The organism is Paractinoplanes atraurantiacus (assembly GCF_900215205.1).
Lineage (GTDB): Bacteria > Actinomycetota > Actinomycetes > Mycobacteriales > Micromonosporaceae > Actinoplanes > Actinoplanes atraurantiacus.
Genome location: NZ_OBDY01000004.1, coordinates 86,413 through 106,392, shown reverse-complemented (window position 1 = coordinate 106,392; position 19,980 = coordinate 86,413). Strand labels below are relative to the sequence as shown.

Here is a 19,980-nt window from a genome sequence, read left to right as displayed (position 1 = left end):
GCGCAGTGCTGCGGCGGCCTGGGTGCTGTGTTTGTTCCAGCCGTGGAGGCGGGCGGCGAGCGCGATGTCGACGATGTCGCCGCCGTCGTCCACGATCTGGCGGAAGAGAAGCGCCATCAACCTGTGGTCAGGCGTGGGTCTGGTCAATGCAGCGACAGCGCTACTAGGGCGATGGTCGTCGACAGCTCTACGGAGGCGCCGAGGACGTCGCCGGTGATGCCGCCGAAGCGGCGTGTGCAGTGGTGGACCAGCAGGAGCGTCGCTGAGATCGACAGGGCGACGGCCAGTGGGCCGTGCCACGGGTGGGCGAGTGCGCCCGCGGCGGCGATCACGACGGCGGCGACGATGACGGCTGCAAGTGGGACTGTGCCGGCTACCAGGGCGCCCAAGCCCTCGGGGCGGGCCGCGGGGACACCGCGTCGGCAGGCGAGCGGGATCGCCAACCGGCCCGCCGCCCAGGCGATGATCACGGCTGTGGCGGACAGGCTGGTCAACGTCGCCGTTTGGATCAGCATCGTCGCGGCGATTGCGGCTACGCCGAACGGGCCGATGTCTGGTTTTTTCATGATTTCCAGGGCCGCGTCGCCTCGGCGGTAGGAGCCCAAGGCGTCGATGGTGTCGGCCAGGCCGTCCAGGTGCATGCCGCGGGTCAGTAGGGCTGCGGCGGCGACGGTTACCGCGGCGGCAACCAGGGTGGGGGCGTGGGCCTCGCGGAGCAGCCACAGCAGGAGGGCCAGGAGGCCGCCCAGCAAGGTGCCCACGAGCGGGGCCGCGGTCATGGCCACGGCGGCGGTCGCGCGGTCCACGCGGCCGCCGCGGACGGGCAGGACGGTCAAGGTGGTGATGCTCAGCCTGAGGCCGTCGAGCAGGGTCACTCGGTGGTCGAGGCGGGGCCGGGGCCGTCGGGCTCCGGCTCGGCGAAGTCCACGTCGTCGTCGTTGGGGACGATCAGGTCGGAGGCGCCGCCGTCGCCCAGCTCCGACAACATGGCGGGGTGCACGGCGACGGTTCCGGCCAATCCGATTGCCGTACGCAGCAGGGGCAGCGTCGCCAGGGCATTGGCACCCTCGCCGAGGCCGAGCCCGAGGTCGAGCACCGGGTTCAGGCCCAGGAAGTCGCCGCCCTCCTTGACCAGGTGCAGGCCGCCCGAGTCGGCCAGCAGGCACCAGTGCTTGGCCTGGCTGCCCAGGTCGCGGGCGATCAGGCCGGCGGCGATGCCGAGCGGGCCGTCGATCAGCACGGGGAGCTTCTTGGCGGTGGCGCCGAGCAGGGCGCCGACGGCGATGGCAGTGTCGGCGCCGCCCAGCTCGCGGAGCAGGTCCTTGGCGCCGCGGGGCTCGCGGCGGATGCGGTGCAGGGCGTCGCGGACGGCGGCGGCCCGGCGCATCCAGGACTCGTCGTCGTAGACGCCGCCGGGCAGCAGCACCCGGGGCAGGATGGCGACCGCCTCGGCGCCGGTGGTGGCGGCGGTGACGGCGGCGGCCACGGCGTCGGTGCCGACGCCGATCGAGGCGAGCACGAGCAGGTCCTTGCCGGCGTCGGCGGCGGCCTCGGCCAGCTGCCAGCCGGTCTGCAGGTGGTGCTCCACCTCGTCGTCGGTGAGGACCGGGCCGGCCTCCATGGCGGTGGACTCGCCGGTGCGCAGGATGGCGATGTCGGCGCCGGCCGCGCCGGCCAGGCGGCTGAGGACGCCCTCGCCGTTCTCGACCTGGGCCACGCGGCGCTCGACGTCGACGACGTCGTCGCCGGCACCGGCGCCGCCGGCGTGGCGGCCGGAGAGGAGCAGCACGCGCAGCGAAGACCAGGGCTGGGGGGTGACGGTGGACTGGGTGGCGGCGGCGAACTCGACGGCGCCGACCAGGGCGCCCAGGCCGGAGCCGGGGAAGTCGACGGTGGCCAGGCGTTCGCGGGCCTCGGGGCCGGTCTCGGTGTCGGGCAGGGGCAGGTCCATGCCGGGCTCGAAGACCGGGCGGGCGCCGATCGCGGGCAGGCTCATGGTGGGCTCGTCGAGCACGCGGGCCAGGGGGGTGGCCGCCGGCTGGGGCTCGATGACCGGCGGGGGCTGGATCGTTTCCGTCACCGACGCCGCCGGCGTCGTGGCGACCGGGGTGGCGGCGGGGGCCGGCGCGGCCGGGGACTCGGTCACCACGTCGTGGACTGTCGAGGCCGTCGGCTGCGGTTCGGTGGTTGTGTGATTCCGTACATCTGCTGTTTTGAGCCAGACGGCCTGGCCCGCGACGACCAGCGCGACCCCGTCGCAAGCTTGCGCCAAGGCCTGGTTGGTCGTGCCGAGAGCGTCGGCGAAAGCGCGGCCCACCGGCGTCGTCGGCACGAGAGTCAGGCCCACCTCGGGACTGACCAGCACGACACGCGCCTCACAATCGCGGACGGCGGCGGCCAGAGCGGCCACATCGGCCTCGTCGTCGTTGGGCTGACGGGCCGGGTCGAGCAGGGCCGCCACCCAGCCGCCCAGATCGTCGACCAGCAGCGTGTCGCCGGGCTTGGCCTCGGTCAGCAGCTCGGTCAGCCGGGACGGGTCGGCGCCGGTCTCCTCGGTCGACCAGGCCTGCGGGCGGCGGCGCTGATGCGTCTCGATCCGCTCCAGCCACTCCGGGTCGTCCTCACCGCCCACCGCGGTGGCGACATATCGGACTGCGGGGGCGTCGGCCACGAGCGATTCCGCGAACTCGGACTTCCCGGAGCGGATCCCGCCGAGTACCAGGACGGTGTGCCACCGATCATCGGACATGCCCCGTACCTTAAGGCCGGGGCGCACAGCGCGACGCCGTAGGGTGGAGACGCACCGACCGAGGACGTGAGGGGGCGGCGAATGCCGTGGAGTTGGCGGTACGAGAACGTCGACGGGCAACCGGTGGCCGGTCCGCCGGAGACGTTCAGCAGCCAGTCCGACGCCGAGTCGTGGATCGGCCAGGAGTGGCGGCAGCTGGCCGAGTCCGGCGTGGCGGGTGTCGTGCTGGTCGAGGACGACCGGGTGGACTACCGGATGAGCCTGTTGCCGGCGGAGTGACGTGACTTACGAACCGGTCTACACGCGGACGCCCCGCAACGCCTTCATCCCGAGCCCGGTCTTCGTCGGCATCGTCGCGATCTTCGCGGTGAGCGGCTGGATGACGTGGACGGGCTTCGGCAACGTACGGGTCGACGTCTTCCTGTTCATCGTCTCGGGCTGGCTGGTGTCGCTCTGCCTGCACGAGTACGCGCACGCGCTGATCGGATACTTCTCCGGTGACCACACCGTGGCCGAGCGGGGATATCTGCGGCTCAACCCGCTGAAATACACGAGCCCGCTGCTGTCCATCGTGCTGCCGGTCGTCGTGGTGATCCTCGGCGGCATCGGCCTGCCCGGTGGCGCGGTCTGGGTCGACCACCGGTACATCCGCAGCAAGGTCAAGGACTCGCTGATCAGCTTCGCGGGCCCGTTCACCAACGTGATCCTGGCGCTGGTGGTGTCGATCCCGTTCCTGATCGGCGTGGGGCCCGAGCTGGTGCCGTCGCTCGGCGGGTACGCGCTGAGCGGCTCCACCGACCACCTGGAGTTCTGGGCAGCGCTGGCCGCGCTCGCATTCCTGCAGATCACGGCCAGCGTGCTCAACTTCCTGCCGATCCCCGGGCTCGACGGTGGCGGGATCATCGCGCCCTGGATGAGCCCGGCCTACCAGCGGGCGTGGAACCTGTTCGCCCCGTACGGCTTCATCCTGCTCTTCCTGCTGCTGTGGCAGACGAAGGTGGGGCAGTGGTTCTACGACGTGGTGTTCTGGCTGGCCGAGCGGATCGGGCTGTCGGAAGCCCTGATCCGCGTCGGCCTCGAGCTCATGCGTTTCTGGTCGGGCTCCTGACCGCTACGGACGGCGGGCGGGGCTCTGCGTCTTCGCCGGGTCCCGCTCGACCACCTCGTCCAGCGCGGCGTCGATCGCCTTCATCAGGTCGGCGTCCAGTTTGACGCCCGCCGCGGCCGCGTTGTCACGCACCTGCTCCGGCCGGGACGCGCCGATGATGGCGGCCGACACGTTCGAGTTCTGCAGCACCCAGGCCACGGCCAGCTGGGCCAGCGAGAGGTCGGCCTGCTTGGCCAGCGGCTCAAGCTTGGCCACCGCGCCCAGCACCTCGTCGTTCAGGTAGCGCTGGATGAAACCGGCGCCGCCCTGCTGATCGGTGGCCCGCGAACCGGCCGGCGGCTCCTGACCCACCTTGTACTTGCCGGTCAGCACGCCCTGCGCGATCGGCGAGAACACGACCTGGCCCAGACCCAGCTCGATCGAGGTGGGCACCACCTCGGCCTCGATGACCCGCCACAACGCCGAGTACTGCGGCTGGTTCGACACCAGCGGGATCTTCAGGTCCTGCGCGAGCTCCCACCCGGCGCGGATCTCCGAGGCGGTCCACTCGGAGACGCCGATGTAGAGCGCCTTGCCGGAGCGGACCACGTCGGCGAACGCCTGCATGGTCTCCTCGAGCGGCGTCGAATAGTCGTAGCGGTGCGCCTGGTAGAGGTCGACGTAGTCGGTCTGGAGACGGCCCAGCGACGCGTCGATCGACTCCATGATGTGCTTGCGGGACAGGCTGCGGTCGTTCGGCCCCGGCCCGGTCGGCCAGAACACCTTGGTGAAGATCTCCAGCCCGGCGCGGCGCTCACCCTTCAGCGCGCGGCCGAGCACCTCCTCGGCGCGCCCGCCCGCATACGCGTCGGCGGTGTCGAAGGTGGTGATGCCGACGTCGAGGGCGGCTCGCACGCAGTCACGCGCGGCGTCCTCCTCGACCTGCGAACCGTGGGTGATCCAGTTGCCGTAGGCGATCTCGCTGATGAGCAGGCCGGAACGGCCCAGATGACGAAACTCCATGCCCCTGACACTATTGCCTCGTCACAGAACCGGCCGGGTGGCCGGCACACGCCGCTCGATTTCTTCGATCACATCGGCCCGCTCGGAGTGCGTCAACTCGATCATCGGCGCGCCGTCGCGCCCCAGCGCACCCCACAGCCCGAACTTGTCGGCGACCAGGAAAGCGGCCGGGTGGAGGCGCACCTCGGCGTGCTCCAGCGGCAGCACGACCTGCCCCGTACGGTCGATGACGCCCTGCTTGCCGTCGCTTTCGACGACGGCGAGCCCTTCGGCGGTGAAGCCGTCGGCGAAGCGGTCGTACTTCGCCTCGACCACGACCTGCCCGTGCTCGTCGACCGCACCCCAGCCGTTCTCGTCCTCGAAGAGGGAAGGTCCCGGCGCGGGCCGTTCGCCGCCAATTTCTTCGGGTGTACGCGGATAGGGGCCCCAGCCCTCAGTGGTCAACCCGGTGATCGTGTCGAGGGCCAGCTCGATCCGCTCGACCAGATCAGGGTCGGTGCCCTTCCGCAGGTCGAGAGCTGTCTCGAAGTGGTTCACGGCCTCCAGGTAGCGTCCCTGCTCGAAGGCCGACCGCCCGGCCAGCTCGTGCAGCTCGGCCTGAAGCCGCGTCGGCAGCTCCGGCGACGAGGCCAAGGCGTAGAGCCGGTCGGCCTCGGCATACTCACCCCGCCAGTGCCGCACATGGGCGAGCCGCCCGAGCACGGTGGCCTCGAGCACCGGATCGCCGGCCTTCTTCGCGTGCTCGAGCCCCGCTTCGGCGTCCTCGAGGGCCGGGTCGAGCTCGTCGAGCAGCCGCTCGGCCACGGCCCGCAGGCTCAGCAGGCGGGCCCGGACGGAGTCGCGCTCGGCGTACTCCAACTTGTCGGTGAGCCGGTCGATGACGACCCCCATGGGGTCGGTCTCCTCGATACGCTCACGCAGGGTCGCCGGATCGAAGACCCAGGGGTACGCCGAGAGCACCTGCTCAGGGTCGGCGCGCCGATCCTGAGGCTGCACCTTGTCACCCCGCTGCCGAATGGGCGCGGCCGGCACCCGGGGAACCGCAACGACACTGGGCGCCGCGGCCACGACTTCCGGCTCGGCTTCTGCGGTCTCCGCCTCGACCGCGGACTCCTCGGCCTCGGATTCGGCCGGCCCGGAAGTCAGGTCGACGGGCTCGGGATCGTCAGGGGCCGGCTCGGGATCTTCGACTGCGGCGACGAGCTCCGGCCGCGAGTCCTCGACCAGCTCGACGTCGACGATCTCTTCCACCGGCTCGTCGGCCACGGGTTCGGGCGCGAGCTCCAGAAGCTCGACATCGACCGCTTCCTCGACAGCTTCCTCGCCGGCCGGCTCCGCCACACCGAACTCGGCCGAAGGCGCCTCGGCCACCTCGAGCAGCTCGTCGACAGCAGGCGCAGCCTCATCCTCGACCTGAGCCCACTCCGGCCCCAGCTCGATCTCGATGTGCGGCGCCTCGACCTCAGGCGCGCCTTCATCCGCGTTGCCCGGGTCTTCGTTTCGGAGGGGCTCGCTCGAAACCTCACCGAATCCGTCGTCCTGCGCAGAGACCACCGGCTCGTCCGGGACGCTCGCCTCGACAAGGGCTGGTTCCGCCACCTGCGACGCTTGCTCCCCGAAGGCCGGCTCCATGCCCTCGACCTGCTCCGCCTCGACCGAGTGCGGAGAAACGCCGGCCTCTTCCGCCGGGTCCGGCCCGGCGTCGGGCTCGCCAGCGTCGAACTCGTCAGCCGGGTGAGCGTGGTCTTCGGAAGCCTCAGGCTCCACGACCGGCCGCTCCGGCTGGTCGGCGGGCTCATCCACCGAGTGGTCGACCGCGTCCTCCCGCTCGGCCGGCGGCTCCGCATCCTGAATCTGGTGAGGCAGTTGCTCGGCTCCCCACTCCTCGGCCACGAGTTGTTCCGCGCCCGGCTCCGCGTCCTGGACCTCGACTGCGGCTTGTTCGGCCGACGGCCCTGCGACGGCGGGCTGGTGTTCCTGAGGCTCCGTGGCTTCGTGCTCGACGGCAGGCTGGTCCGCCTCCGACTCCACTGCCTGCAGGTCGACGCCAGCCGATGCGGCCTGCGGTTCCACGGCCGGGTATTCAACGGCGGATTGTGCAGCCTGCGACTCTGGGGCCGAGTGGGTCTCGAGATCCTCTGCCGCTTCCGGCTCCGCAGCTGTGTGATCCGCGGCAGCCTGATGGACCTCGGACTCGGTGGCTGGGTAGATGTCGAGATCTTCTGCCGGCCGCGGGTCCGCTGCTGTTTGGCCGGCGGCGGCCTGGTGGACCTCGGACTCCGTGACCGGGTGGGTGTCGAGATCCTGAGCCGGCTGGTCAGGCACGTGCGTGTACGCCTCGGCCGCGCCCCAATTGTCCGTCGAGGGCTCGTGGTCCTGTGGCTCCGAGACGGGCTGGTCGGTGGCGAGCTGATGGTCCTGTGGCTCCGAGACCGGGTGGTCGGCGATGGGCTGGTGGTCCTGCGGCGCCGGGGCCGGGTGGTCGGTGGGGAGCTCGTGGGACTGCAGCTCTGCGGCCGTGTGGTCGGTGGAGGGCGCGTAGGCGTCGGGTTCTTCCAGAGAGTCCTCGGGGAGGACCGGCTGGACGACGGAATCCTCTTCCGGGAGTTGCTCGGGCGTGGAAGGAGCGACGGTGTCCTGGTCGGCTTCGGGCTGCTCGGAGGTGGCCTGAAGCTCGTCCTGGGCTGCGGTCGCGTCCTCGGCGAGCTCGTCGTCGGCGGGCTGGACGAACCAGTTCGGCTTCTCGGGCACGGCGCTGACCGGGCGGACCTCTTCGGGCTCAGGCTGAGCCACGGGCTGCTCGATCATTGCCAGGAGCGGCTCCGGCGGGGGAAGCGGCGTGATCGCGCCGAGGCCGCTCTGAGACAGCAGCCAGCCGAGCCCGCGGGGCTGTTCGGCCACCGGCGCGTCAACGGCGGGCGTCCCGGCAGCGGGCGTCTCGGCCGGCAGCCCTTCGGTGGTGGGCGCCTCTTCGACGGGCAGTCCGGCGCCTTGCGGAGCGGAGACCGGTTCGTTGCGGTGGCCGGCGACCGGGCCGGTCGGCAGCGGGTGGTCGGCGGGCAGCGACGAGATGGGGCTGACCGACGGGTCGAAGTGCTCGGTGCCGGCCGAACCGGCATTGCCGTCAGCGACCAGATAGGGCGGCGCGGTGACGGGCTCGGGCCGGTCGTACGCGGCGGCGTCAGGCCCGGGCGTGATCCCCTGATCCGGGTGCGGCTGGTAGGACGGCTCCGGCTCGTAGTACCCGCCCTGCCGGAACTCGGCGGACACCACCCCGCCCTGCGAACCGCTCGCGTCGAAATCGCCGGGCGCGGATACCGGGTGGACAGGCGAAGCATGCGCTCCCGCAGTCGGCTGACCAGGCGCCACACCGGAAACCGGATGCGCCGAGCCTTCCGGCCGAGCGGACGAGGGGTACGCGTGCGGTTCCCCGACGCGCGGGTGATCGCCCCAGGCCGAACCCGACTGCACAGCACCCGACCCCGGCCACACGGATTCCCCAGGCCGAGCGGGCCCCGAAGCGGGCCGAGCGGCTCCGAAGGCAGGCTGCCCATCCCCGGAGACCGGCCGAGCGGCTTCCGACCAGGGCTGTGCGGGCCCGGAGGCCGGACGCGCAGCTCCGGACGTGGGTTGGGCAGACCCGTAGGCGGGCTGTGCGGGCCCGGAGGTCGGGTGAGCGGCTCCGGACGTGGGTTGGGCGGGCCCATAGGCAGGCCGTGCGGGGCCGGAGGTCGGGTGAGCGGCTCCGGACGTGGGTTGGGCGGGCTGGTAGGCGGGCTGTGCAGGCCCGGAGACCGGGTGAGTGGGCTCAGACCCACGCTGGGCGGGATCAGAAGCCGGATAGACAGGCCCGGACGCGGGCTGGGTGGATCCGTAAGCGGGTCCCGCAGTTCCGGAGACCGAGTGGGCGGGGCCCGAGACGGGAGAGGCCTGCTCGGTGTGACCGGTCTGGCCGGGAACGAACGGCGGTGGGGTCGTTCCTGCCGTCGGCCAGGCCGATTCGGCGGGCTGGGCGGGGGAGGAGACGGGGAATGCCGGTCCTGTGTGCGCCTGCTGCGCCGGGATTGTGGGTGGCTGGGCCGTGCCCGGGGGCGGCCAGGCCGAAGCGCCGGGATCGGCCGTCGCGGAAACGGGCCGTGCGGAACCAGGATGCGCGGGGCCGGAGATCGGACGAAGCGGGTCGGGGCCCGGGCCAGCTGGGCCGGAGGCCGGATGGGTCGGTCCGGTTGGGCCGGTTTGTCCGGGAATGACCGATGGCCTGGTCGGGCCCGCTGTGGGCCACGTCTGTTCGCCTGAGTGGGCCGGGCCGGACACGGGGTGAGATGTGCCGGCGGTGGGCTGCGGCGGACCCGAGGCCGGGTGGGTGGTGCCGGAAGTGGGGTACGGCGGTGGCGACGCCGGACTTGCTGAAGCCGCGGGCTGCAGGGGGACCACGGGCGGCTGAGCCGGAGCCGAGACCGGGTGGGTCGGTGCGGGCGCGGAAACCGGGCGGGGCGGGGCTCCGGCAGAGGCCGGGTTGATCGGGCCAGGAGCCGAGACCGGATGAATGGGCGCGGGCGCCGAGACCTGATGGAGGGGTGCGGGCGCCGAGGCCGGTTGGGTCGGGGCGGGGGCCGAGACCGGGTGGATGGGTCCGGGCGCCGAGACCTGATGGAGGGGTGCGGGCGCTGAGGTCGGTTGGGTCGGGGCGGGGGCGGAGACCGGGTGGATGGGGCCGGGGGCCGAGACCGGGTGGATGGGGCCGGGGGCCGAGACCGGGTGGATGGGGCCGGGCGCCGAGACCTGATGGGTCGGTGTGGGGGCCGAGACCGGGCGGACCGGGGTTGGGGCGGGGATGGCTGAGCCGGGGGCCGTGGGATAGAGCGGCGCTGGGTCGGCTGGGCGCTGGGGTGTGACGCGGGTCGGCTGGGGGGCCGGGCGGGACTGTGCGGGGGTGCCGCGGTCCTGGGGGGCCGGGCGCAGGTCGAAGGGTGTGTCGGAGTCGCGGCCGTCGCGCTGGCCGGGGGCGGGGCGCTGGCCGGGGCGGGACGGGAAAGCGTCGGCGGGGGCCGGGCGGGCGTTGCCGTAGGCGGCGGGGGAGACCTGGCGCGGGGTGTCCTGCGGCTGCTGCTCGTCGTCGGGAGCCTGGCGGCGGCCGTAGTAGGCGCCGGGGGCGGACGAGGCGGCGGCCGGTGGGCGGGCGGCGCCGTACACGCCGGGAGAGGTGGCTCGGCCGGTGGAGCCGGAGGCCTGGGTGGGAGCAGGCCGGGCGGGGGCATCCGAAGCCGGGGCCGCGTAAGGGTTGACCGGCTGCGGGTTGCGAGGGGCGGCCGAAGAGTAGGGGTCGCCGGGAGGCTGGACGCCGGGCGGGTAGGGAGGCTGCGGCACTACGGCGGCGCGGAAAGCGTCGCGTGGCGGCAGGTCGCGCTGCTGGGCCGCGGGTTGAGCGGCGCCGCGCTGCGGGAGATCCCGCGGAGGCAGGTCGCGCTGGGCTTCGCGTTGCGGCAGGCCGCCCTGCTGCGCGGCGGGCTGCGAAGCGCCTCGCTGGGGCAGGTCGCGGGCGTCGCGCTGCGGGTAGCCGGTCTGGGGGTGGTTGCGCTGCGGGAGGTCGGCCTGGGGCTGGTTGCGCTGCGGGAGGTCGGCCTGGGGCTGGTTGCGCTGCGGGAAGTCGGGCTGTGGGCGCTGGGTGTGTCGCTGCGGCAGGTCGCTGCGGGACGGGTCCGACGGTGACGGGCCTCGGGGGTCGCGGGAGGGCTGGTCCGGGGCGTTCCAGCCTTCGCCGCCGGCGGGGGACTGGGGGCGGGCAGCGGCGGCGGGCCGGCCGTAGACGGGGGCCGATCCTCGGCGCTGGTCCGGCGTGGGGTTGCCGTCCATCGGCGGGCGGGGTGACGCGGTGCCCTGGTCGGGGCGGTAAGGGTCGGGCTCGCGGGGCGGCATCGGGTGGCTCTGGGCGGGGCGGTTCCACAAGGGTTGGGTGCGCTCGGGCGACCCCTGCGGCGGCGTGCCGTGCGAGCTGGAATGCTGCGGGCCGCCAACAGGGCCGGCGTGCTGCGGGCCGCCAACAGGGCCGGCGTGCTGCGGGGCGCCAACCGGGCCGGCGTGCTGCGGGGCGCCAACCGGGCCGCCGTGCTGCGGGGCGCCAACCGGGCCGCCGTGCTGCGGGGCGCCAACCGGGCCGCCGTGCTGCGGGCTGCCAACGGGGCCGAGCTGGCGCGGAGTGCTGTCCCACGTAGGGCGGGGAGCGCTCTCGGGGCTGCCCTGCTGCGGGCGCCCACGGCCGGGCGCGCCTGCCTGCGGGCCGGGGTACGGGGGCTGAGGGTCGTCGTTCTGCACTGGTCTGTGTGCGTACCTTGTCGGGGGCTGATCTTCCGGGCTCGACCACGACGCCGGTGACGCGCCGTCGGAAGCCTCGTAGACGGGTGTGTGCACGGCCTTTCGGCGGCCCGGGTCGCCGGGGTAGCGCTGGCCCGGCACCGGCTCCCACTCCCAGGTGATCTCGTAGACCCATGCCGGCTCGTCGGCCCAGGCGCCCCAGCTGCTGGCGCCGCCCGAGGAGGAGGAGTCCGAAGAGCCCCAGCCCTTCATTGGCGACGCTCCGTCACGGCGAGATCCACTTCTGGTCGTAATTCTGAGGCAGCCGTCCGGGGTTCCGGGTAAGGTCGCCCGGCCTTCGAAAAGGAAAAAGGGCACTAGGAGGTTAACGGCGTGAGCGGGACTGACGCCAGGGTGCTGACGATCTCTCCCGGCTCGGGGTCGAGGGCCTCCATCGCTACGTTCGGTGCACTGGTCTGGTCCGGTTTCCGGCGGTACGCGACCTATCGCCAGGCCACCGCCGCCGGAGCGTTCACCAACATAGTCTTTGGCTTTCTCCGCTGCTACGTGCTCCTGGCCGTCGCGGCCGGCGCACCGGGCGGCCGGCCCGGCGGTTATGACACCGAGCAGCTCGCCACGTTCGTCTGGGTGGGCCAGGGGTTACTCGCCGTGGTGGGCATCTGGGGATGGACCGACCTTTCCGACCGGATCCGTACGGGTGATGTCGCGGCCGACTTGTTACGACCGATCCCGCCGGTGACCGCCTATCTGGCCGCCGATCTGGGCCGTGGCCTGCACGGCCTCCTGACCCGGTTCGTCCCGCCGGTGGTCGCGGGGGCGGTCTTCTTCGGTCTCCGTGAGCCGGAGCGCTGGCAGACCGTGCCCCTGTTCGCGCTCTCGATCGTCTTCGCGGTGGTCGGCTGTTTCGGGTGCCGCTATCTGGTCAACGCCACCGCGTACTGGCTGCATGACGCCCGCGGTCCTCTGGGGTTCTGGACCTTGGCCAGCGGCGTGCTGGCCGGCCTCTACTTCCCGCTGCGCCTGCTTCCGGACTGGCTCACGGTCACCCTTTGGGTGTCCACTCCGCTGCCCGGCCTGCTGCAGACGCCCTTGGATGTGCTGGTCGAGCGGGACGGCCCGGCAGTGCAGGCGGGTCTGGTCGTCTTGCAGGCGATTTGGGCCATGATCATCCTCAAGGCAGCGCAAATCGTACAAAGGCGCGCTGAGCGGAAGTTGATGATCCAGGGTGGCTAACCCCTATGTGGTTCTGCTCGGCGCCAAGCTGCGCTCGATGGCCAGCTACCGGGCCAGCTTCGCCATGGAGCTGATCACCAACGCGGCCGGCACGGTCATCGACGTCGCCACCGTCTTCGTGCTGTTCGGGGCGGCCACCACGATCGGCGAGTTCTCCCTGGCCGAGGCGCTCATGATGACCGGCATCACGAGCGCCGGCTTCGTCCTGGCCGACATGACGGTCGGCAACATCGACGATTTGAAGAGGTACGTCCGTACGGGCACCCTCGACGCCGTCCTGGTCCGCCCGCTCGGTGTGCTGCCGCAGCTGATCTGCATGGACCTGCCCATCCGCAAATTGATGCGCCTGTTCGTCGGCATCTCCGTGCTGGTGGCCGCGGTCGCCATGAACGACATCGACTGGACACCGGCCCGGGTCCTGCTGCTGGTGATCTCCCCCGTCACGGCCGGCGTCTTCTTCGGATCGCTCTTCGTGATCGCCGGCAGCTTCTCGTTCTGGTGGGTCGAGTCGGGCGAGGTCGGCAACGGCTTCACCTACGGCGGCCGCGACTTCGCGTCGTACCCGATCACCGTCTACGACGGCTGGTTCCGGACCGTCTTCGCGTACACCCTGGGCTTCGCCTTCGTCGCCTACCAACCGGCCCTGGTGATCCTGGGCCGTCCCGATCCGCTGGGCCTGCCGGCCTGGGCGGGCTACACCGCGCCGCTGGTCGCGCTGGCCGCGGCGGCGATCGCCGGGCTGGTGTGGCGCACCGGCGTCCGTCGCTACCGGAGCACCGGCTCATGATTGACATGCGGGACCTGCGAAAAGATTTCGTCGTACGCGTGAAGGCCGGCCGCCTGAGACGCGAGAAGCGCACGGTCAGCGCGGTCGACGGGGTGAGCCTGGCCATCGAGCGGGGCGAGATGGTCGGGTACATCGGCCCGAACGGCGCCGGCAAGTCGACGACGCTGAAGATGCTCACCGGCGTGCTGAGCCCGAGCAGTGGCGACGTGCGGGTGTGCGGGCTCGAGCCCGTACCCCAGAGAACGAAGTTGGCCCTTCGCATCGGCGTCGTCTTCGGCCAGCGCTCGCAGCTCTGGTGGGACCTGCCCCTCGGTGAGTCGTTCCGGCTGCTCAGGCACATCTACCGGGTCGACCCGGCGGCCCATCGCGAGCGGCTGAAACGGTGCCGCGAGCTGCTCGACCTCGACGAGTTCATGGACACTCCCGTCCGGCAGCTCTCGCTCGGCCAGCGCATGCGCGGCGAGCTCACCGCCGCCCTGCTGCACGGCCCCGAGGTGCTCTTCCTGGACGAGCCGACGATCGGCCTCGACGTGGTCAGCAAGCAGGCGGTCCGCTCGTTCCTGGGCGAGCTCGGCCGCGGCGGTGACGTGACGCTGGTGCTTACCACCCACGATCTGGCCGACATCGAACGGTTGTGCCGCCGCCTGGTGGTGATCGACCACGGCCGCGTCGTGCACGACGGCACGATCGAGGAGCTCCACGCGCGGTACGGCTCCCGGCGGCGCCTGGTGGTCGACCTGGACACGCCGCTGCCGCCGGGCTTCACGCTCCCCGGGGCGACCATGACCGGCACCGAGGCGGACGGGCACCGGGTGACCTTCACCCTGGACACGATCGCCGCCGGCGCCGCGGTGGCCGGTCTGGTCGGCGCGGCCGCGGTGCGCGATCTCTCGGTGGTCGAGCCCGACATCGAGGACGTCGTGGCCAAGCTCTACACCGCGCCGCGCTAATGATCGGCGGCGCGCGGCCGATCACGTCTCACCATGAGGTCGTTGATCGCCGCCACCGCCGCGGCTCTGCTGTTGGCGGCGCCCGTGCCGGCGTCCGCGGCGCCCTCCGATCTTTCCGGCTGGTCGGTGGCCTCGCAGAGCGGTTCGGTCACGCTGCGGCAGGTCACCGCCCTGAAGGGCGGGCCCGCGAAGACCGCGGTCGAGGTGCGGAGTCCGGGTGGTTCCGGTTCTTGGGTGTACGCGTTGAGCACGGTCAAGGGCATGACGTTCGAGGTCGGCCGCACCTATCGGATGACGGCCTACCTGCGTGATCTCGGCGGGGCGGGCCGGCGGTACGGGATGCTGCTCGCCAACGGGGCGTGGCAGCATCGGCCGTCCACGGTCTCGGAGTACGTGAGCCCGGCGAACGCCGGGTGGCAGCGGATCACGCGCACCTTCATGGCCACGGCGCCTGGTGCCGCCGACACCGGTCTGTATTTCGCGCTGCCGGCCTCGGGCGCGTTCACGGTGCAGATCGCCGATGCTTCGGTGCGGGCCGTCACGGCGTACACCCCAAGAAGCGTGCGAAGCGCACCGACCCGGACCATCGGATTCTCCGGCGCCGAAGGCACCGCGCCCGACGCGACGGTCTGGAACCGGCAGACCGGTGGCGGCGGCTGGGGGAACGGCGAACGGCAGGTCTACACCAGCAGTACGGCGAACGCGCAGGTCGACGGTTCGGGGAAGTTGAAGATCACAGCTTTGCGGACCGGCGACGGCGGTTACACGAGCGCGCGGCTGACCACCGAGGGCAAGGTGACGGTCGCGCCCGGCTCGTACGTCGAAGCATCGATCACCGCGCCCACCGGCGAGGCCGTGTGGCCGGCGTTCTGGCTGCTCGGGGCGAACATGCCGGCCGTCGGCTGGCCGGCCTGCGGCGAGCTCGACGTCTTCGAGGGCACGGGCAGCGAGCCCACCCGGGCCAAGTCGGCCGTGCACCTCGCGGGCCGGTCGTACGACTGGAGCGAAGGCACCACCGATCTGGGTGTGCCGTTGGACGCGGGCAGCCACCGCTTCGGCGTCTACTTCGACGCGAAGACCGTGCGTTTCTTCGTCGACCGCAAGCCGACCATGGTCCTGTGGGCTTCCGACGTCACCGCCTCCGGCCGCACCTGGCCGTTCGCCAAGCCGCAGTTCATGCTGCTCAACGTGGCCGTCGCGGGCGACGCGACGCCGGCCTTCTCCGCCCGCACGATGACCGTGGGCCCGATCTCGATCTGGCGCGGAGGCGTGCCCGCTTGACGCGGGGTGGGGCGCGTCGTAGATTACCAATCGGTTATGAACACTGATCTGGACGTCACCTTCGCCGCGCTGGCCGACCCCACGCGGCGTGCCATCCTGGCCCGCCTCGCCCAAGGTTCCGCGACCGTCACCCAGCTCGCCGAGCCGTTCGCCATGACCCAGCCGGCGATCACCAAGCACCTCAAGGTCCTCGAACGGGCCGGCCTGATCTCGCGGGAGCCGGGCAACCGGCGTGCCCCCTGCCGCCTGGAGGCGCGACCGCTGCGCACCGCTGTCGACTGGTTGCAGGACTACCGGTCGTACTGGGAGGAGTCCTTCCAGCGACTCGACGAGGTGCTGGCCTCCGGTGAGGAGGAGCCGTGACCCTCGACGTCTCGGCGCCCGGCGACCGCGACATCGTGCTGACCCGCGCCTTCGCGGCGGCACCGGCCCGGGTCTTCGCCGCCTGGACCCAGCCCGCCCTGCTGACCCGCTGGTACGGCGCCCGGGGCTGGAATCTCGTCGAATGCGAGATCGACCTGCGGGTGGGCGGCGCCTATCGCTTCGTCAGCGAGGGCCCGGCCGGCAACCGGATGACCCAGCGCGGCACCTACCGCGTCGTCGACCCACCGCACCGGCTGCTGCACACCGAACGCTTCGACGACCAGTCCTATCCCGGCGACACCCTGATCAGCCACGAGTTCCGCGCCGAGGGCGCCGGAACCGTGCTGACCACCATCGTCCGCTACGCCACCCCCGCCGGCCGGGAACGTGCGCTTTCCTACCCCATGGCCCGCGGCATCGGCGAAGGATTCGAACGACTCGACGCACTGCTCACTGGAGGAACATCGTGAACTGGACCCTGGAAGTCGTCGTCGTCCCGGTCACCGACCTGGACCGCGCGAAGGAGTTCTACGCCGACCGCCTCGGCTTCACCGTCGACCACGACACCCGCTTCGGCGCGGACGTCCGCATCATCCAGCTGACCCCGCCCGGCTCCGGCTGCTCGGTCGTGATAGGCAAGGGCGCCGTGCCCGAGATGCCGCCCGGTTCGCTGAAAGGCCTTCAGCTGGTCGTCCCCGACATCCGCAAGGCCCACGCCGAGCTGGTCGAGCGCGGCGTCGAGTGCACCGAGGTGCAGACCCTCGGGCAGAACCCGAACCCCGTGCCGGACCCGCTGGACAACGTCGGCTTCGTCTTCTTCAGCGACCCCGACGGCAACGGCTGGGCCGTGCAGCAGATCTCCAGCCGCGCCTAGCGATGCTCCATGACGAGCACGGCCCAGGCCGGCTCCAGCGCCTCGTAGTAGTGCGGCACGTCGCCCGGGAATGACACGTAGTCCCCGGGCCCCAGCTCCACCTGCTCGCCGGCCGGCCCCGCGAGGATCCGGCCGGCCGCGACCACCAGATGCTCGACGCTGTCCGGAATGTGCGCGGCGGCTTCTCGCGGCTCACCCGGCTCCAGCTCCATGACGTAGAGGTCGCGCCGGGCGTGCGCCGACCCCGCGGCCAGCAGCGTGGCCACGAAATCGGCCCGGTCCGACTGCACCCGGGGTCCCTCGCCGGCCCTGATCACCCGCACCCGCGCCGGCGGCGGCTCGACCAGGCGGCTGAACGGCACGCCCAGCGCCACCCCGAGCGACCACAACGTCTCGATGCTCGGGTTCCCCGTCCCCGCCTCGAGCTGCGACAGCGTCGACTTGGCCAGCCCCGCCCGCCGGGCCAGCTCCGCCAGCGAGATCCCCGCCCGCTCCCGCTCCCGCCGCAGAGCGGCCGCGATGGTCGCGAGCGGCGGCGCCGATTCGTGCATGTTCGCTCCATCGATCGAATCGTTCGGTTTGACGAACGCAACCGCCATCGTTCACTATTTTGAACCATGCGTACGTTACAGCGAACGACGCTGCTCCGGGACGCCGCCGCCATCGGCGCCGCCATGATCGCCGTCGGGGCTTCCTTCGGCGCCATCACCATCGCCTACGGACTGCCCACCTGGCTTCCCTTCGCCATGTCGACAGTGGTCTTCGCCGGCGGGTCCCAGTTCCTGGCCGTGGGCCTGTTCGCGGCCGGAAACCCGCTGGCCGCCGTCCTGGCCGGCCTGCTCCTGAACGCTCGCCACCTGCCGTTCGGCATGGCGATCGGCACGGCCATGGGCACCCGCCGGCGGGACCGCCTGATCGGCAGCCACGTGATGACCGACGAGGTGGTCGCCTTCACCCTGGCCGAGAAGGACCCGGCCCGCCGCCGCCACACCTACTGGCTGATCGGCATAACGCTCTTCACCTCGTGGAACATCGGCACGGCCCTGGGTGTCCTCCTGGGCGGCGCCGTCTCCGACACCGACGCCCTGGGCCTCGACGCCGCCTTCCCGGCCGCCCTGATAGCCCTGATCCTGCCGTCCTTGAAAGACCGGCCGACCCGCCTGGTCGCCCTGACCGGCGCCGTGATCGCCGTGGCCCTGACCCCCGTGCTCCCGGCCGGCCTGCCCATCCTGTGCGCGTTGCTGGGCCTGCTCACCTTGCTGCGCCGCCCCACCCGCCCAGCTGAACCCGCGGAGGAGCTCCGATGCTGATCGCCGCCGTCGTCATCCTGGGCGTGGGCACCTACACCATGCGCCTGGGCGGCGTCCTGCTCCGGGAACGCCTTCACCTCTCCGGCACCGTCCAGCGCCTGTTACCCATGTCGGCCGCGGCCCTGCTGGCGGCCCTGGCCGCCACCTCCACGATCATGGCCGGAAGCGATTTCGCCGGCCTGGCCCGCCCCGCAAGCGTAGCCGTCGGCGCCCTCCTGGCGTGGCGCCGAGCCCCCTTCGTCGTGGTCGTCGTGGCCGCCGCCGGGTCCGCCGCCTTACTGCGTCTGGCCGGCCTCCCCTGACTGCGCCCGCACCAGACGTTCCATGAGCGTCATGAGGCTCTCGACGTCCTCGGCCGGCCAGTCGGCGGTCAACGCCCGCAGCACCTCGTCCTGCCACGCGTGTGCCTGCCGGAGCAGTTCCTCACCGGCGTCGGTGTTCGTGATCACGGATGCCGCGCCGATCCGGCCCGCCGCACGCCGGACGACGAAGCCCTGCTGTTCCGCGCGGGTCACCATCCGGCTCACGCCGGACTGATCGAGGCCCAGCTCGCGCGCCACATCGTTGATGGAGGTGGGCCGGCTGCGTCCGCTCAGGGCATGAACGGCCTCGACAACCATCACATCGCGGCCGCGTTGCGTCTCGGCGCCCGTCCAGCGCCGTGACCAGAAGCGGACGAACGCGAACAACGCCTGACCCCTCACAAGCACCCTCCGCTGTATGCATTTCGCATACGATGGCCGTATGCATAGCGCATACGAGAAGGATGCCACGGTCGAGACCCTGATCAACGCCTGGCACGACGCGGTCAACAACCGCGACCTCGCCGCCGCTGCGGCGACGGTCACCGATCCGGTGGAGGTCTCCGGCCCGCGCGGCACCCACACGATCACCGCTGAGGAGTTCGCCGACTGGATCATCAGGTCCGGTATCCGGCTCCGCCCGCTGTCGGCACATCCCGTCGACGACGTCACCATGGTCATCGAGCAGGAGGCCACCTGGCCCGACAACGCCGACGCTCCCACTCCGGTGGCCACGCTGTTCAAGACCCGTGACGGTGGCCTCGCCGTCATCCGCCGCTTCGACTCACTGCACGACGCGCTACGCGCGGCAGGAGCCCCCTAGACGACCGGGGCGTGCAATGACGCGAGGAGCTGGAGCCTCTCGGCGTCGGGGCTGCCCGGCTCGGCCGTGAAGACCAGCAGGAACGGGCCCGGGCTGCCCGGCAGCGGGTAGGTGTCCCAGGCCAGGTCGATGTCTCCGATCTGCGGGATCCGGAACGTCTTGCTGCCCGACACCCGCTCGCGGACGTCGTGGCGGCCCCACAACCGGCGGAACTCGGCGCTTCGGATGCTCAGCTCGCCGACGATCGCGGTCGCCCTCGGATGGGCCGGGTCGGTCGCCACCGCGGCGCGCATCATGCCTATGTAGTCCAGTGCCTGCTGCTCCCAGTCCGGGCAGCTGCGCTGGCTGGTCAGCGTGTCGTCGAACATCAGCAGGAGCATGTTGAGCCGGTCGGCCGGACAGCCGTCCGGGTCACCGAGCAGCGCCTCGGCCATCCGGTTCCAGTCGAGCAGGTCCAGGTGGCGGCCGAGCACCACGGCCGGCGTGTCCAGCACCCGCAGCAGCCGCCGGGTGCTGTCCGGCACACGCTCGGCGGCGTGGTCGACCCGGGCCGGCATCGGCCGGCGGGCCGCCCGGGCCAGGGTGAACAGATGCCGGCGCTCCTGGTCGTCGAGCGCCAGCGCCCCCGCGATGGCGTCCAGGGCATCGTCCGACGGGTGCACCTCCCGGCCCTGTTCCATCCGCTGGTAGTAGTCGGTGCTCAACCCGGCCAGCAGGGCCAGTTCCTCACGGCGCAGCCCGGCCACCTTGCGCCGCCCGCCCGGCTCGAGGCCGACGTCGCGCGGGCTGAGCCGGTTGCGCCGGGCGCGCAGGAAGTCGCCCAGTTCCCGGGCGTACGGATGGGTCATGCCGCAAGTGTCCCGCCTGGCGTGACCACCAGGGTAGG

General features: G+C 72.0%; 21 protein-coding genes. 14 read left to right on the top strand and 7 right to left on the bottom strand.

Annotated elements, in window-relative coordinates; all coding sequences use genetic code 11:
- Positions 1-143 precede the first annotated feature (143 nt).
- Together cobS and cobU are read right to left on the bottom strand one after the other, a co-directional pair.
- On the bottom strand, positions 144-875 hold the full coding sequence (gene cobS / locus CRP55_RS12385; protein ID WP_245922947.1) for an adenosylcobinamide-GDP ribazoletransferase: 732 nt from the start codon (positions 873-875) through the stop codon (positions 144-146).
- Positions 872-2,749 (bottom strand): bifunctional adenosylcobinamide kinase/adenosylcobinamide-phosphate guanylyltransferase, encoded by a 1,878-nt coding sequence (gene cobU, locus CRP55_RS12380; RefSeq protein WP_097320011.1) that lies wholly within the window; start codon positions 2,747-2,749, stop codon positions 872-874. The genes cobS and cobU overlap by 4 nt, the downstream gene beginning before the upstream one ends.
- Positions 2,750-2,830: 81 nt before the next feature.
- On the opposite strand from cobU, the gene CRP55_RS12375 reads away from it, so the two are divergent.
- Both CRP55_RS12375 and CRP55_RS12370 read left to right on the top strand, forming a co-directional pair.
- On the top strand, positions 2,831-3,028 hold the full coding sequence (locus CRP55_RS12375; protein ID WP_097320010.1) for a hypothetical protein: 198 nt from the start codon (positions 2,831-2,833) through the stop codon (positions 3,026-3,028).
- Between the two features lies 1 nt (position 3,029).
- Positions 3,030-3,857 (top strand): site-2 protease family protein, encoded by an 828-nt coding sequence (locus tag CRP55_RS12370; RefSeq protein WP_097320009.1) that lies wholly within the window; start codon positions 3,030-3,032, stop codon positions 3,855-3,857.
- Between the two features lie 3 nt (positions 3,858-3,860).
- On the opposite strand, the gene CRP55_RS12365 is transcribed toward CRP55_RS12370, so the two are convergent.
- Together CRP55_RS12365 and CRP55_RS54500 are read right to left on the bottom strand one after the other, a co-directional pair.
- Positions 3,861-4,859 carry an aldo/keto reductase family protein gene (locus CRP55_RS12365; protein ID WP_097320008.1) on the bottom strand — a complete coding sequence of 333 codons (999 nt, stop codon included), beginning with the start codon at positions 4,857-4,859 and terminating at the stop codon, positions 3,861-3,863.
- 21 nt (positions 4,860-4,880) lie between these two features.
- Positions 4,881-8,129, bottom strand: coding sequence for a WG repeat-containing protein (locus CRP55_RS54500; RefSeq protein WP_245922946.1), 3,249 nt, complete (start codon positions 8,127-8,129; stop codon positions 4,881-4,883).
- A gap of 2,151 nt (positions 8,130-10,280) precedes the next feature.
- Between CRP55_RS54500 and CRP55_RS12355 the strand changes: the two genes are divergently transcribed.
- The 9 genes from CRP55_RS12355 (at position 10,281) to CRP55_RS12315 (ending at position 16,659) form a co-directional block, all read left to right on the top strand.
- The gene (locus CRP55_RS12355; RefSeq protein ID WP_097320007.1) at positions 10,281-10,568 is read left to right on the top strand and encodes a hypothetical protein; all 288 of its coding nucleotides are present in this window, start codon (positions 10,281-10,283) and stop codon (positions 10,566-10,568) included.
- 276 nt (positions 10,569-10,844) lie between these two features.
- The gene (locus tag CRP55_RS12350; protein ID WP_179855139.1) at positions 10,845-11,231 is read left to right on the top strand and encodes a hypothetical protein; all 387 of its coding nucleotides are present in this window, start codon (positions 10,845-10,847) and stop codon (positions 11,229-11,231) included.
- Between the two features lie 312 nt (positions 11,232-11,543).
- The gene (locus CRP55_RS12345; protein WP_097320005.1) at positions 11,544-12,404 is read left to right on the top strand and encodes an ABC transporter permease; all 861 of its coding nucleotides are present in this window, start codon (positions 11,544-11,546) and stop codon (positions 12,402-12,404) included.
- Positions 12,397-13,191, top strand: coding sequence for an ABC transporter permease (locus tag CRP55_RS12340; protein WP_342751543.1), 795 nt, complete (start codon positions 12,397-12,399; stop codon positions 13,189-13,191). The genes CRP55_RS12345 and CRP55_RS12340 overlap by 8 nt, the downstream gene beginning before the upstream one ends.
- Positions 13,188-14,141: an ABC transporter ATP-binding protein gene (locus CRP55_RS12335; RefSeq protein ID WP_097320330.1), complete on the top strand. Its 954-nt coding sequence runs from the start codon at positions 13,188-13,190 to the stop codon at positions 14,139-14,141. The genes CRP55_RS12340 and CRP55_RS12335 overlap by 4 nt, the downstream gene beginning before the upstream one ends.
- 33 nt (positions 14,142-14,174) lie before the next feature.
- Positions 14,175-15,422 (top strand): glycoside hydrolase family 16 protein, encoded by a 1,248-nt coding sequence (locus CRP55_RS12330; protein ID WP_097320004.1) that lies wholly within the window; start codon positions 14,175-14,177, stop codon positions 15,420-15,422.
- 36 nt (positions 15,423-15,458) lie between these two features.
- Complete coding sequence (locus CRP55_RS12325) at positions 15,459-15,785, top strand: ArsR/SmtB family transcription factor (RefSeq protein WP_097320003.1); 327 nt, start codon at positions 15,459-15,461, stop codon at positions 15,783-15,785.
- A complete protein-coding gene (locus tag CRP55_RS12320; RefSeq protein WP_097320002.1) occupies positions 15,782-16,255 on the top strand; it encodes an SRPBCC domain-containing protein in 474 nt (157 codons plus the stop codon). The genes CRP55_RS12325 and CRP55_RS12320 overlap by 4 nt, the downstream gene beginning before the upstream one ends.
- Complete coding sequence (locus tag CRP55_RS12315) at positions 16,252-16,659, top strand: VOC family protein (RefSeq protein ID WP_097320001.1); 408 nt, start codon at positions 16,252-16,254, stop codon at positions 16,657-16,659. The genes CRP55_RS12320 and CRP55_RS12315 overlap by 4 nt, the downstream gene beginning before the upstream one ends.
- On the opposite strand, the gene CRP55_RS12310 is transcribed toward CRP55_RS12315, so the two are convergent.
- Positions 16,656-17,210 carry a helix-turn-helix domain-containing protein gene (locus CRP55_RS12310; protein ID WP_097320329.1) on the bottom strand — a complete coding sequence of 185 codons (555 nt, stop codon included), beginning with the start codon at positions 17,208-17,210 and terminating at the stop codon, positions 16,656-16,658. The genes CRP55_RS12315 and CRP55_RS12310 overlap by 4 nt on opposite strands.
- A gap of 66 nt (positions 17,211-17,276) precedes the next feature.
- Here CRP55_RS12310 and CRP55_RS12305 point away from each other — a divergent pair, with 66 nt between their 5' ends.
- Positions 17,277-17,969 (top strand): AzlC family ABC transporter permease, encoded by a 693-nt coding sequence (locus CRP55_RS12305; RefSeq protein WP_097320000.1) that lies wholly within the window; start codon positions 17,277-17,279, stop codon positions 17,967-17,969.
- Entirely contained in the window at positions 17,963-18,271 is a 309-nt protein-coding gene (locus CRP55_RS12300) for an AzlD domain-containing protein (protein WP_097319999.1), read from the top strand. The genes CRP55_RS12305 and CRP55_RS12300 overlap by 7 nt, the downstream gene beginning before the upstream one ends.
- Here the strand turns inward: CRP55_RS12300 and CRP55_RS52925 are convergent.
- Entirely contained in the window at positions 18,245-18,658 is a 414-nt protein-coding gene (locus CRP55_RS52925) for a MarR family winged helix-turn-helix transcriptional regulator (RefSeq protein WP_179855138.1), read from the bottom strand. The genes CRP55_RS12300 and CRP55_RS52925 overlap by 27 nt on opposite strands.
- Before the next feature lie 55 nt (positions 18,659-18,713).
- Here CRP55_RS52925 and CRP55_RS52920 point away from each other — a divergent pair, with 55 nt between their 5' ends.
- Positions 18,714-19,094, top strand: coding sequence for a hypothetical protein (locus CRP55_RS52920; RefSeq protein ID WP_179855137.1), 381 nt, complete (start codon positions 18,714-18,716; stop codon positions 19,092-19,094).
- On the opposite strand, the gene CRP55_RS12290 is transcribed toward CRP55_RS52920, so the two are convergent.
- Positions 19,091-19,942 carry a helix-turn-helix transcriptional regulator gene (locus CRP55_RS12290; protein ID WP_097319997.1) on the bottom strand — a complete coding sequence of 284 codons (852 nt, stop codon included), beginning with the start codon at positions 19,940-19,942 and terminating at the stop codon, positions 19,091-19,093. The genes CRP55_RS52920 and CRP55_RS12290 overlap by 4 nt on opposite strands.
- Positions 19,943-19,980 lie beyond the last annotated feature (38 nt).